A 12,902-nucleotide genomic window follows, 5' to 3' on the forward strand; every position below is an offset into this window, starting at 1 on the left:
CCGCGTTTCCCTTTCCGGCGACTCCGACTTTATCAGAGGTTCTGAGTCGGAATTTCCGGCCCTCCGGGAGTGGCTCCCGTACACGCGAAGTGTCCGGGTTCCCCCTCAGGCGGAGCCGTAAACGTACTGGAGCGGGCCGCCTCGATGCAAATCGAGGCGGCCCGCTCCAGGTTCACGCGTACGAGGGGGTCGTACGACGGTCAGACCTCCACGACGACCGGGAGGATCATCGGCCTGCGCCGATAGTTGTCGGAGACCCACTTGCCGAGCGTGCGGCGGATCAGTTGCTGCAGCTGGTGGGGTTCCACCACACCGTCCTGGGCCGAGCGTTCCAGGACCTCCGTGATCCTCGGGACCACGTCCACGAAGGCGGAGTCGTCGATGCCGGAGCCGCGGGCCTGGATGTGCGGGCCGGCCGTGATCTTGCCGGTGGACGAGTCCACGACGACGAAGACGGAGATGATGCCCTCGTCTCCCAGGATCCTGCGGTCCTTCAGCGCGGGCTCGCCGACATCGCCGACCGAGAGGCCGTCGACGTAGACGTAGCCGGCCTGGACCTTGCCCGAGATCTTGGCCTTGCCCTCGATGAGGTCGACGACCACGCCGTCCTCGGCGATGACGATCCGGTCGTGCGGGACGCCGGTGAGGGCGCCCAGCTCGGCGTTGGCCCGTAGGTGGCGCCATTCGCCGTGGACCGGCATCAGGTTCTTCGGCTTGCAGATGTTGTAGAAGTACAGCAACTCGCCCGCCGAGGCGTGTCCGGAGACGTGGACCTTGGCGTTGCCCTTGTGGACGACGTTGGCGCCCCAACGGGTGAGGCCGTTGATCACCCGGTAGACGGCGTTCTCGTTGCCCGGGATGAGCGACGACGCCAGGATCACCGTGTCGCCGGCGACGATGCGGATCTGGTGGTCGCGGTTGGCCATGCGGGACAACGCGGCCATCGGTTCGCCCTGCGAGCCCGTGCAGACGAGGACGACCTCGCTGTCCGGGAGGTCGTCGAGCGTCTTGACGTCCACGACCAGGCCCGGTGGGACCTTGAGATAGCCGAGGTCACGGGCGATGCCCATGTTCCGGACCATCGAGCGGCCGACGAAGGCGACCCTGCGGCCGTACTCGTGTGCCGTGTCCAGGATCTGCTGGATGCGGTGCACGTGGCTGGCGAAGCTCGCCACGATGATGCGCTTGTGGGCGCCCGCGAAGACCTGGCGCAGGACGTTGGAGATGTCCCGCTCGGGCGGGACGAATCCCGGGACCTCGGCGTTCGTCGAGTCGGCGAGGAGAAGGTCGATGCCCTCCTCGCTGAGACGTGCGAACGCGTGTAGATCTGTCAGACGACCGTCCAGCGGAAGCTGGTCCATCTTGAAGTCGCCGGTGTGGACGACCATGCCCGCGGGGGTGCGGATGGCGACCGCGAGGGCGTCCGGGATCGAGTGGTTGACCGCGACGAACTCGCAGTCGAAGGGACCGATGCGCTCGCGGTGCCCTTCGGCGACCTCGAGCGTGTACGGGCGGATGCGGTGCTCCTGGAGCTTCGCCTCGATGAGGGCGAGGGTCAGCTTGGAGCCGATCAGCGGGATGTCCGCCTTCTCGCGAAGGAGGTACGGGACTCCGCCGATGTGGTCCTCGTGGCCATGCGTGAGGACGATGCCGTCGATGTCGTCGAGGCGGTCCCTGATGGACGTGAAGTCCGGCAGGATCAGGTCGACTCCGGGCTGCTCCTCCTCGGGGAAGAGCACGCCGCAGTCGACGATCAGCAGACGGCCGCCGTATTCGAAGACCGTCATGTTTCGGCCGATTTCCCCGAGGCCGCCGAGTGGGGTGACCCTCAGGCCGCCTTCGGGGAGCTTCGACGGAGGGGCGAGTTCAGGATGCGGATGGCTCAAAAGACTCTCCTACCCATGCGCGCCACGTACCGGTGGGCACGTGGCGCGCATGACGTTCGTGCAAATGCAGTTATTGGATGTGGGGTGCAGGCGCCGAAGCCCTGCGTATTCATTTGTGAAGTCTGTTGTCAGAGCTGTACCCCGCCGGCGGCAAGATCGATCTTGAGCTGGGCGATCTCCTCGGGCGAGCACTCCACCATCGGTGAGCGCAGCGGTCCGGCGGGCAGTCCCTGGAGGGCGAGCGCGGCCTTGGTGGTCATGACGCCCTGGGTGCGGAACATGCCGGTGTAGACGGGGAGCAGCTTCTGGTGGATCTCGGTGGCCTTCTGGACGTCACCGGAGACATAGGCCTCCACCAGGGTGCGCAGTTCGGGGGTGACCACATGGCCGACGACCGAGACGAAGCCGACCGCGCCCACGGAGAGCAGCGGCAGGTTCAGCATGTCGTCGCCGGAGTACCAGGCCAGGCCGGTCCTGGCGATGGCCCAGCTGGCGCGGCCCAGGTCGCCCTTGGCGTCCTTGTTGGCGACGATCCTGGGGTGCTCGGCGAGTCTGACCAACGTCTCGGTGCCGATCGGGACGCCGCTGCGGCCGGGGATGTCGTAGAGCATGACCGGCAGTTCGGTGGCGTCGGCGACCGTCGTGAAGTGACGGTACAGGCCCTCCTGCGGGGGCTTGTTGTAGTACGGCGTGACGATGAGCAGGCCGTGTGCGCCGGTGCGTTGGGCCGTGCGGGCGAGTTCGACGCTGTGGTGGGTGTCGTTGGTGCCGACGCCGGCGATGACGTGGGCGCGGTCGCCGACCGCTTCCAGTACGGCTCGTACGAGATCCGCTTTCTCCGCGTCGCTGGTGGTCGGGGACTCACCGGTGGTGCCGTTGATGACCAGGCCGTCGTTGCCTGCGTCCACCAGGTGGGTAGCGAGCCGCTGCGCGCCGTCGAGGTCGAGCGCGCCGTCCGCCGTGAAGGGCGTGACCATGGCGGTGAGGACCCTCCCGAAGGGGGTCTGCGGAGTGGAGGTCGGAGCCATGGGTAACACGCTACTCGCTGCTCAATGCGGGGTCTGCCCTCGGGGCAGGCGACAAGTCGTGACAAATGTGGAGCCCGGCACTGCCTGCTCGGGGGTTCAAGCAGTGCCGGGTCCGTTTGATCAGGCTAGATGAACTTCTCCAAATGCCGCAATACGGACACTTCGCACGACTGACCCGTACATGTGTGCCCGCGCGGCAAACAGAGGTGCGCTACGGGGCGACACGACCGTTGGCATTGAAGGCGGAGTGGGTGAGCGGCATGAGCTTGGCCCACTGCTCCTCCATCTTCTCGCCGACCATCTCGATCTCCCGCTGCGGGAACGACGGCACCTTCGCCAGCTCGTGCTGCGTGCGCAGACCGAGGAAGTGCATCAGCGAGCGTGCGTTGCACGTGGCGTACATCGAGGAGAAGAGGCCTACGGGGAGGACCGCGCGGGCGACTTCGCGGGCTACACCCTGAGCCAACATTTCCTGGTACGTCCCGTACGCCTGGCGGTACGACTCCTGCATCGCTTGCTCTACGAAGTCATGCTGCTCCGTAGTGCCCTCAACGAACACGTACTTGCCCGGCCGTCCCTGCTGGACCAGCTTGCGGGACGTGTCCGGCACGTAGAAGACAGGCTGCAACTCCCTATAGCGGCCCGATTCCTCGTTGTACGACCAACCCACCCGGTGCCGCATGAACTCGCGGAAGACGAAAATTGGGGCACTGATGAAGAAGGTCATCGAGTTGTGCTCGAAAGGGCTGCCGTGCCGGTCCCGCATCAGGTAGTTGATCAGGCCCTTGGAGCGCTCGGGGTCCTTGCCCATCTCTTCCAGGGACTGTTCGCCGACGGTCGACACACGGGCCGCGAACAGCACGTCGGAATCGGTCGCGCTGTGTTTGACCAGTTCAACGGTCACTTCACTGCGGAGGTCGATCTTGAAGTCGTCGTCGGATGTGGGCGTCACGGTTCGGAGGTCCTTCCCATCTCGGCACTTGGCGAGCGCCACTCTACGGCCCACCAAACCGGACTTTCACTGTCTTGACCGAGTGAAATCGGAGGAACAGGGCACCTTTCGCCGCGTTCGCTCGTCTGTACCGGTAGCAACCAACCGTTCGATCCCCGAAGGGAGATGCACCACCGATGCTCCGTCGGCGCGAACCCGTCCCGTTCGCCTTCATCGCCGAGACCGACCGCTTCCGCAGCAATGTCACCCCGCCGCCCCGTGAGCGCGCGTCCGCCGGTCAGATAGCCGGGCGTTGGCTGCTGGGGCTCACCATCGTCGCCGGCATCGTGGGCTCCCTGGTCCTCGGGATGCCTGCGCTGTCCCAGCACAACCTCTCGACCCAGAACCAACAGTCGCAGGCCGCCGACAACCACTGACCTGCAGTGCAGCCAACCGTGACTCTCCCCCACTGCCTAAATGGCGCGGGGGCACCCCCATGGACCCCCAATGGTGGTGAGCGGGAACACGGCCGGATAGCCTCACCGGGCACAGCCCACGCATGGATTCAGTGAGGACACCAGCCGTGCCCCTGCCCTTCCTTACGGCCGACCGCGCATTCGAGGCCGCGGACGAGCTCGCGCTGCCGTTCGACGACCGCGACCGCTGGCGGCGCCCCTACCGGCCCGGACCGTGGCGGGTGGCGGTGTCGGCGCTCGTGCTGCTGCTCGCGTCGTACGTGCTCTTCGCCGCCGTCATCATCGCGTTGACCGGCTCGCGGTCCGAGGCCGGGGTGATCCTCGGTATCGCCGTGGTCGTCATCCTCTGCGCCCTGCGGTTGCTGCGCATGGGCGTGTGGGTGAGCGCGCGCGGGCTGCGCCGAGTGCGGTTCTTCTACACCCTCACGGTGCGGTGGGACCGGGTCGCCGCCGTGCGCACGGTGCAGCAGCCGGTGCGCTGGCTCGGGCTGCCGCGCACGGTGCAGGGACAGGCGCTGCTCCTCGTACGGAAGGACCGTGCTGCCGAGGACGTGGCCGCGCTGCTGACCACGCACGACATCGACTTCCTGGCGCGTGCCTCCTCCTTCGACCGGGCCGCCGACTCGGTCGAGGTGTGGTCCGACGAGTACCGGCGGACCTGACCGACCGAGAGCGACACGAAGGGGCCGGTCCGCAGCGAGTGCGGGCCGGCCCCTTCGGCGTTCAGGCGTACGGCCGTGTTTCGTCCTACGCGTCAGGCCTGGACGGGGCGGCCGGCGTGCAGGGCGATCGCGCGCTGCATGGCCTTGCGGGCGCGCGGGGTGTCGCGGGCGTCGTGGTAGGCGACGGCGAGGCGGAACCAGCTGCGCCAGTCGTCGGGGGCCGCCTCCGTCTCGGCCTTGCGCTTGGCGAAGACCTCGTCGGCGGAGTCGCGGTCGATACGGCCGCTGGGCGTGCGCCTCAACTCGTCGACGGGCAGGCCGCCTTCGGCGTCGAGGAGGGCGGCGAGGCGGTTGGCGTTGCGGACGAACTGGGTGTTCTTCCAGAGGAACCACACGCCGATCACCGGCAGGATCAGGACCGCGATCCCGAAGGTGACGGTGATGACCGTGCCCGACTGTATGAGCATGACGCCGCGGCTGCCGACCAGGACGAAGTAGAAGACCAGGACGGCGGCCGTGACGGCGTAGGTGAGTTTGGCACGCATGTCGTGAGCCTCAGCCCAGGTCCAGGAAGTGTTCCAGGCCGAAGGTGAGGCCCGGGGTGCTCACCACGCGGCGGGCGCCGAGCAGGATGCCCGGCATGAAGCTGCTGTGGTGGAGCGAATCGTGACGGACGGTCAGCGTCTCGCCCTCGCCGCCCAGCAGAACCTCCTGGTGGGCCAGCAGGCCGCGCAGGCGGACGGAGTGGACGGGGATCCCGTCGACGTCCGCGCCCCGTGCGCCATCCAGGGCCGTCTCCGTCGCGTCCGGTGCCGGAGCCGTGCCCGCCTTCGCGCGCGCCTCGGCGATGAGCTGGGCCGTGCGCGTGGCCGTGCCGCTCGGGGCGTCGACCTTCTTCGGGTGGTGCAGTTCGATGACCTCGACCGACTCGAAGTAGGGCGCGGCGATCTGCGCGAACTTCATGGTCAGTACGGCTCCGATGGAGAAGTTGGGCGCGATGAGGACGCCCGTCTCCGGGGATGCCGCCAGCCAGCCGTTGAGTTGCGCGAGGCGTTCCTCGGTCCAGCCGGTGGTGCCGACGACCGCGTGGATGCCGTGCCGGACGCAGAAGTCGAGGTTGTCCATCACCGAGGCGGGGGTGGTCAGTTCGACAGCGACCTGGGCGCCCGCGGCCGTGAGCGCCTCCAGGGTGTCGCCCCGGCCCAGGGCGGCCACCAGTTCCATGTCCTCGGCGGCTTCGACGGCTCGTACCGCCTCGGCGCCGATCCGGCCCTTGGCACCGAGGACCGCCACGCGCAGCTTGCTCATCGTTCTTGCTTCCTTACGACGGGTGTTAGGCGACGGCGTCGTTCAGTCGGGCCGCCTGCTTGTCCTTGAGCGGGCCGATGACCGCCAGCGAGGGTCGCTGTCCCAGGATCTCGCGGGCGACCTCGCGGACCTCGTCCGGGGTGACCGAGGCGATCCGGGCCAGCAGGTCGTCGACGGACATCTGCTCGCCCCAGCACAGCTCGCTCTTGCCGATGCGGTTCATCAGCGCGCCGGTGTCTTCGAGACCGAGGACGGTGGAGCCCTGGAGCTGGCCGACGGCGCGGCCGATCTCGTCGTCGGACAGGCCGTTCGCGGCGACCTGGTCGAGTTCGTCGCGGCAGATCTTCAGCACGTCGTGGACCTGCGAGGGCCGGCAGCCGGCGTAGACCCCGAAGAGGCCGCAGTCGGCGAAGCCGGAGGTGTACGAGTACACGCTGTAGGCCAGGCCGCGCTTCTCCCGGACCTCCTGGAAGAGGCGGGAGGACATGCCGCCGCCGAGGGCCGTGTTGAGGACGCCGAGGGCCCAGCGGCGCTCGTCGGTGCGGGCCAGGCCCGGCATGCCGAGGACCACGTGCGCCTGCTCGGTCTTGCGGCCGATCAGTTCGACGCGGCCCGTGGTGCGCAGGGTGCGGCGGCCGTCGCGCGGGGCGATGGGCGCGGCCTGGGCGTTCTTGAAGGCGCCGGCCTTGTCGAAGGCGGCACGGACCTGTCGTACGACCTTGTCGTGGTCGATGTTGCCCGCCGCCGCGACCACGAGGTGGGTCGGGTCGTAGTGCTTCTTGTAGAAGCGGCGGATGCGGTCCGCGGTGAGGGCGTTGACGGTGTCGACCGTGCCGAGGACGGGGCGGCCGAGGGGGTTGTCGCCGAACATCGTGCGCGCGAACAGGTCGTGCACGCAGTCGCCCGGGTCGTCCTCCGTCATGGCGATCTCTTCGAGGATGGCGCCGCGCTCTACGTTGACGTCCTCCTCGCGGATCAGGGAGCCCGTCAGCATGTCGCAGACGACGTCGATGGCGAGCGGCAGGTCGGTGTCGAGCACGCGCGCGTAGTAGCACGTGTACTCCTTCGCGGTGAACGCGTTCATCTCGCCGCCGACCGCGTCGATCGCGGAGGAGATGTCGAGCGCGCTGCGCTTGTGCGTGCCCTTGAAGAGGAGGTGCTCCAGGTAGTGCGTGGCCCCGTTCAAGGACGGCGTCTCGTCGCGGGAGCCCACGTGTGCCCAGATGCCGAAGGTCGCGGAGCGGACCGAGGGCAGCGTCTCGGTGACGATGCGCAGGCCGCCCGGGAGGGTGGTCTTGCGGACCGTGCCGATGCCGTTGGTGCCCTGGATGAGGGTTTGGGTACGGGCGACGGCCCGCGCCTCCGAGGAGGTGCGGGCCGTCGTCGTGGTGCTGGTCGACGTCACTTGTCGCCGTCGTCCTTCTTGTCGTCCTCGGCGTTCTCTTCACCCTCGATGACGGGGATCAGGGAGAGCTTGCCGCGGGAGTCGATCTCGGCGATCTCGACCTGGACCTTCTGGCCCACGCCGACGACGTCCTCGACGTTCTCCACGCGCTTGCCGCCGGCGAGCTTGCGGATCTGCGAGATGTGCAGCAGACCGTCCTTGCCCGGGAGCAGCGACACGAACGCGCCGAAGGTGGTGGTCTTGACGACCGTACCCAGGTAGCGCTCGCCGACCTCCGGCATGGTCGGGTTGGCGATGCCGTTGATCGTGGCGCGGGCGGCCTCGGCCTGCGAGCCGACCTGGGCACCGATGTAGATGGTGCCGTCGTCCTCGATCGTGATCTCGGCGCCGGTGTCCTCCTGGATCTGGTTGATCATCTTGCCCTTCGGGCCGATGACCTCGCCGATCTTGTCCACGGGGATCTTGACGGTGATGATCCGCGGGGCGTTCGGGGACATCTCGTCCGGCGTGTCGATCGCTTCCATCATCACGTCGAGGATGTGGAGGCGGGCGTCACGGGCCTGCTTGAGAGCGGCGGCCAGGACGGAGGCGGGGATGCCGTCCAGCTTGGTGTCGAGCTGGAGGGCGGTGACGAACTCCTTGGTGCCGGCGACCTTGAAGTCCATGTCGCCGAAGGCGTCCTCCGCACCGAGGATGTCGGTGAGGGCGACGTAGTGCGTCTCGCCGTTGATCTCCTGGGAGATCAGGCCCATGGCGATACCGGCGACGGGGGCCTTGAGGGGCACACCGGCGTTCAGCAGCGACATGGTGGAGGCGCAGACCGAGCCCATGGACGTCGAGCCGTTGGAGCCGAGGGCCTCGGACACCTGGCGGATCGCGTAGGGGAACTCCTCGCGCGTCGGCAGGACCGGGACCAGGGCGCGCTCGGCGAGCGCTCCGTGGCCGATCTCGCGGCGCTTCGGGGAGCCGACGCGGCCCGTCTCACCGACGGAGTACGGCGGGAAGTTGTAGTTGTGCATGTAGCGCTTGCGGGTCACCGGGGAGAGGGTGTCCAGCTGCTGCTCCATGCGGAGCATGTTGAGGGTGGTGACGCCCAGGATCTGGGTCTCGCCACGCTCGAACAGCGCGGAACCGTGCACGCGCGGGATGGCCTCGACCTCGGCGGCCAGGGTGCGGATGTCGGTGACACCGCGGCCGTCGATGCGCTTCTTCTCCTTGATGACGCGCTCACGGACCAGGGACTTGGTCAGCGAGCGGTACGCGGCGGAGATCTCCTTCTCGCGGCCCTCGAACTCCGGGAGGAGCTTCTCGGCGGCGAGACCCTTGACGCGGTCCAGCTCGGCCTCGCGGTCCTGCTTGCCGGCGATGGTCAGCGCGGCGGCGAGCTCCGGGCGGACGGCGGCGGTGAGGGCCTCCAGGACGTCGTCCTGGTAGTCGAGGAAGATCGGGAACTCGCCGGTCGGCTTGGCGGCCTTCGCGGCGAGGTCGGCCTGCGCACGGCAGAGCACCTTGATGAAGGGCTTCGCGGCGTCCAGACCGGAGGCGACGACCTCCTCGGTCGGCGCCTCGGCGCCGCCCGCGACCAGCTGGATGGTCTTCTCGGTGGCCTCGGCCTCGACCATCATGATCGCGACGTCGCCGTCCTCCAGGACGCGACCGGCGACGACCATGTCGAAGACGGCGTCCTCGAGCTCGGTGTGCGTCGGGAACGCGACCCACTGGCCGTTGATCAGCGCGACGCGGACGCCGCCGACCGGGCCGGAGAAGGGCAGACCGGCCAGCTGCGTGGACGCGGAGGCGGCGTTGATCGCCACGACGTCGTACAGGTGGTCGGGGTTGAGCGCCATGATCGTGGCGACGACCTGGATCTCGTTGCGCAGGCCCTTCTTGAAGGACGGGCGCAGCGGGCGGTCGATCAGGCGGCAGGTGAGGATGGCGTCCTCGGAGGGACGGCCCTCACGGCGGAAGAAGCTGCCGGGGATCTTGCCGGCGGCGTACATCCGCTCCTCGACGTCCACCGTGAGGGGGAAGAAGTCGAGCTGGTCCTTGGGGTTCTTGGAGGCGGTGGTGGCCGACAGCACCATGGTGTCGTCGTCCAGGTACGCCACGGCGGAGCCGGCGGCCTGCTTGGCCAGGCGGCCCGTCTCGAAGCGGATGGTGCGGGTGCCGAAGGAGCCGTTGTCAATGACGGCCTCGGCGTAGTGGGTCTCGTTCTCCACTAGCGTTTTCTCCGTTACTTGTCGTCTTTCGTCCCTCCCCGCCCGTGTGGCGGGGGGACGGTGGCGGAGAAGCGCTGTCTGGTGCGGGCCGGTCTTCGATCGAAGCACCCGGGGTTTCCTGCCCGGGGGCCACTACCGAGGACCGGCGGCTGCGAGGCGCGCTTCTCCTCGTTCGTTTCGTACGTTGTCCGTACGTTGTCGTGCTGTCCTGCGTTGTCGTGCTGTGTCCTGCGTATTGCGTTGTGCTACCACACTACAAAGCGGCAGTGACACTCCGCACGTTTCCGCACGTACGGGCAATCCGCACATACGGCAAAGGGAGCGGCTCCCGATCGTTTCGGGACCCGCTCCCTTCACGGCGTCTTACTTGGCGCCCGCCGCACCGCGACGGATGCCCAGGCGGTCGACCAGCGCACGGAAGCGCTGGATGTCCTTCTTGGCCAGGTACTGCAGCAGCCGGCGGCGCTGACCGACCAGGATCAGCAGACCACGACGGGAGTGGTGGTCGTGCTTGTGGGTCTTGAGGTGCTCGGTCAGGTCCGAGATACGGCGCGAGAGCATGGCGACCTGGACCTCGGGGGAGCCGGTGTCGCCCTCCTTCTGGCCGAACTCGCTGATGAGCTGCTTCTTCGTAGCGGCGTCGAGCGACACGCGTACTCCTCGTAGTCTTTGATGTGCCACCGAGTGCCCCTGGTCCACTTCTCAGGGGAGCTTCCGTAACTCGGGAGGCGGGATCCGCTGGGCGCGGCCTCCGGAGCGGTGAGCTCCAAGGGTGCGTACACAAACGGCCGCTACACAGCGTACCAGCCTGGGGGGACACCTCGGTCCAGCTCTGTGAAGGGCCCTGACCGGGGCGGATACGGCTACTAGGGTGATCTGCATCTACGCATGGACCGTAGATCACGTCGGTTCGTCGGGAAGGGGTCGCTTCGCCATGGCGGAGACGGAGCAGGAGATCAAGGCACGCAAGGAGCGGGAGCGGGACGAGCTGTACGCCCTCGACATCTCGGGCGTGGAGTGGCGCAGCGCGCCGGGCACGGAGGAGCACGAGGAGCGCGTCGAGATCGCCGACCTGCCCGACGGAGGGATGGCCATGCGCTCGTCGCTCGACCCGGACACCGTGCTGCGCTACACAGAGGCGGAGTGGACGGCCTTCGTGCTGGGCGCCCGGGACGGCGAGTTCGATCTGGAGCCGGCTCCGGAGGAGCAGCAGTAGTCGTAGACATGCGAAAGGGGCGGCACGCGTGCGTGCCGCCCCTTTCGCATGTCTACGGCTCCTAGCTGGTCATCGCCCGTGCCTGCGCGTACACGTCGAAGACGGCCAGGGAGAGCGGGATCAGGGTGAGCAGGACGAAGCTCTCGGCGATCTCCAGGAAGCGGCCCCAGAAGGGGGTGACTCCCCGCTTCGGGGTGATCAGGCCGACCGCGGTGACCAGTGCGGTGGACGCGGCTACGGCCGCCGCGAGCCAGACGCTGCGGATGTCGAGGGAGTTCGGGTCGCCGAGGAACGCGTCCCGCACGTACGCGTGCGGCGGGTTCAGGGCGAGGCCGAGGCCCAGGAAGACGAGGGCGGCCAGGCCCGCGGCGAGGGTGGCGCCGACCTGGGCGGTGTAGCGGAACAGGTGGGCGCGCATCAGCATCGCGACGCCGGTGGCGAGGGCGAGGAGCTGTGCCCATACGTCGCTGGAGAAGCCGAGGACGATCGAGGCGCCCACGGAGACGAGGGCGCAGCCGCCGACCAGGCCGACGAGGAGTTCGTGGCCGCGGCGGGCGCGGGCGGCGATGCGTTCGGCGTCGACGGGCTCCTGGGCCACGGGTTCGCCGTCGCCGTAGCCGCGGTTGGGGTTGGGCGGTTCGAAGCCGATGGGGAGGCGGGCGAAGCGCATGGACAGGCCCGGCAGGAAGGCGAGCGCGCACACGGAGAGCGGGGCGCAGATCGCGGCCGTCTCGATGGGCTTCAGGTGGGCGAGCATCGCGGTGAACGTCGTCAACAGGCCGATGGCGGAGGCGAAGACGAAGGCCACGAAGGGGCCGTCCCCGCCGGGTGACACCAGGGTGAGGACGACGGCCGCGACGAGGACGGCGGCGCAGGCCAGCAGGAACTGGAGCCGACCGATGCCTTCTCCTTCGGAGAAGGGGAGCAGTCCGGAGCCCGCCACGGCGATGTTCGGGAGCGCGCCCAGGCCCAGGGCGACCGCCGAGCCCCGGTCGTCGTACACACGTGCGCGTACACAGGCGATGGTGACCAGGAGGATGCCGGCGAGACCGGCGACGATGCCCTGGAGGCCGTTCATGTCGTGGTGGATCTGGGAGCTCCAGGCCACGAACGCGAGCAGCGCGGGCAGGATGCCGCCCGCGACGAGACCGGCGGCGCGCGTCAACTCGCCGTTCCACAGGGCACGGTCACGGGTGACGGCGGCGGCGACGGCCTCGGAGACGTCGTCGTAGACGGCGGGCGGCAGCGAGTCGGCGAAGGGGCGCAGGGTGAGGAGTTCGCCGTCGAGGATGCGCTGGGCGGCGAAGGAGCGGGCGCCGTCGAGGACGGTGCCGTCGCGGCGGACGAGGTGGTAGCCGACGGGGGCGCCCTCGGTGAGGCTCTGCTGGGACAGCCTCAGGATCTCGGGGTACAGGTCGGCGACGGGTACGTCGTCGGGCAGGGCCACGTCGATCCGGCTGTCGGGCGCCACGATGGTGACCCGGCAGAAGCCGAGGCCCGTGCCCGCCCCGGATGGGGCTCCGCTGCCCGTTCCGCCGGTCGCGCCCGCCGGCGCGGAGGCCGTGATGCTCACCTGCTGTTCCCCCTTGTCAGTGACGGACGGTCCGCGCATGCTGCCGCGCGCGTCCGTCGCGAAGATTCCGCCGTAAAGATCCTGTGCAGGTCGCGCCGTACCATCCGTCCCGCCGGTCGGCCGCGCCGTAGCGCCCTGCGCTCAGCGGGATCCGACGGGATCCGCCCGCCGCGAACACTGCGGTTTTGCCCGGTTTTC

The 12,902-nt window shown here is 68.7% G+C and carries 12 protein-coding genes; 3 read left to right on the forward strand and 9 right to left on the reverse strand.

Annotation, left to right across the window (positions count from 1 at the left end):
* Window positions 1–200 precede the first annotated feature (200 nt).
* From JHN45_RS37655 to thyX, 3 genes are all read right to left on the reverse strand, one after another.
* Window positions 201–1,886, reverse strand: a complete 1,686-nt coding sequence (locus tag JHN45_RS37655; protein WP_201054091.1) for a ribonuclease J — start codon at window positions 1,884–1,886, stop codon at window positions 201–203.
* 128 nt (window positions 1,887–2,014) lie between these two features.
* Window positions 2,015–2,914 carry a 4-hydroxy-tetrahydrodipicolinate synthase gene (gene dapA / locus JHN45_RS37660; protein WP_201054093.1) on the reverse strand — a complete coding sequence of 300 codons (900 nt, stop codon included), beginning with the start codon at window positions 2,912–2,914 and terminating at the stop codon, window positions 2,015–2,017.
* A gap of 211 nt (window positions 2,915–3,125) precedes the next feature.
* Complete coding sequence (thyX, locus tag JHN45_RS37665) at window positions 3,126–3,866, reverse strand: FAD-dependent thymidylate synthase (protein WP_201054095.1); 741 nt, start codon at window positions 3,864–3,866, stop codon at window positions 3,126–3,128.
* Window positions 3,867–4,042: 176 nt separating this feature from the next.
* On the opposite strand from thyX, the gene JHN45_RS37670 reads away from it, so the two are divergent.
* Window positions 4,043–4,282 (forward strand): hypothetical protein, encoded by a 240-nt coding sequence (locus JHN45_RS37670; RefSeq protein ID WP_200713041.1) that lies wholly within the window; start codon window positions 4,043–4,045, stop codon window positions 4,280–4,282.
* A 146-nt stretch (window positions 4,283–4,428) separates the two neighbouring features.
* The gene (locus JHN45_RS37675; RefSeq protein WP_200713040.1) at window positions 4,429–4,983 is read left to right on the forward strand and encodes a hypothetical protein; all 555 of its coding nucleotides are present in this window, start codon (window positions 4,429–4,431) and stop codon (window positions 4,981–4,983) included.
* 92 nt (window positions 4,984–5,075) lie between these two features.
* Here JHN45_RS37675 and JHN45_RS37680 read toward each other — a convergent pair whose 3' ends face one another.
* The 5 genes from JHN45_RS37680 to rpsO all read right to left on the reverse strand — a co-directional run bounded on the left by JHN45_RS37680 (window position 5,076) and on the right by rpsO (window position 10,566).
* The gene (locus JHN45_RS37680) at window positions 5,076–5,528 is read right to left on the reverse strand and encodes a hypothetical protein (protein WP_201054097.1); all 453 of its coding nucleotides are present in this window, start codon (window positions 5,526–5,528) and stop codon (window positions 5,076–5,078) included.
* Window positions 5,529–5,538: 10 nt separating this feature from the next.
* The gene (dapB, locus tag JHN45_RS37685) at window positions 5,539–6,291 is read right to left on the reverse strand and encodes a 4-hydroxy-tetrahydrodipicolinate reductase (RefSeq protein WP_200713038.1); all 753 of its coding nucleotides are present in this window, start codon (window positions 6,289–6,291) and stop codon (window positions 5,539–5,541) included.
* Window positions 6,292–6,316: 25 nt separating this feature from the next.
* The gene (locus JHN45_RS37690) at window positions 6,317–7,696 is read right to left on the reverse strand and encodes a pitrilysin family protein (protein ID WP_200713037.1); all 1,380 of its coding nucleotides are present in this window, start codon (window positions 7,694–7,696) and stop codon (window positions 6,317–6,319) included.
* Entirely contained in the window at window positions 7,693–9,915 is a 2,223-nt protein-coding gene (locus JHN45_RS37695) for a polyribonucleotide nucleotidyltransferase (RefSeq protein ID WP_200713036.1), read from the reverse strand. Before JHN45_RS37695 ends, JHN45_RS37690 begins: the two co-directional genes overlap by 4 nt.
* Window positions 9,916–10,278: 363 nt before the next feature.
* On the reverse strand, window positions 10,279–10,566 hold the full coding sequence (gene rpsO, locus JHN45_RS37700) for a 30S ribosomal protein S15 (protein ID WP_019064787.1): 288 nt from the start codon (window positions 10,564–10,566) through the stop codon (window positions 10,279–10,281).
* Between the two features lie 283 nt (window positions 10,567–10,849).
* Between rpsO and JHN45_RS37705 the strand changes: the two genes are divergently transcribed.
* A complete protein-coding gene (locus tag JHN45_RS37705) occupies window positions 10,850–11,131 on the forward strand; it encodes a DUF397 domain-containing protein (RefSeq protein WP_200713035.1) in 282 nt (93 codons plus the stop codon).
* 61 nt (window positions 11,132–11,192) lie between these two features.
* On the opposite strand, the gene eccD is transcribed toward JHN45_RS37705, so the two are convergent.
* Window positions 11,193–12,704: a type VII secretion integral membrane protein EccD gene (gene eccD, locus JHN45_RS37710; RefSeq protein ID WP_200713034.1), complete on the reverse strand. Its 1,512-nt coding sequence runs from the start codon at window positions 12,702–12,704 to the stop codon at window positions 11,193–11,195.
* Between the last annotated feature and the right edge of the window lie 198 nt (window positions 12,705–12,902).

Origin of the sequence: Streptomyces sp. MBT53 (assembly GCF_016654115.1) — a bacterium.
GTDB lineage: Bacteria > Actinomycetota > Actinomycetes > Streptomycetales > Streptomycetaceae > Streptomyces.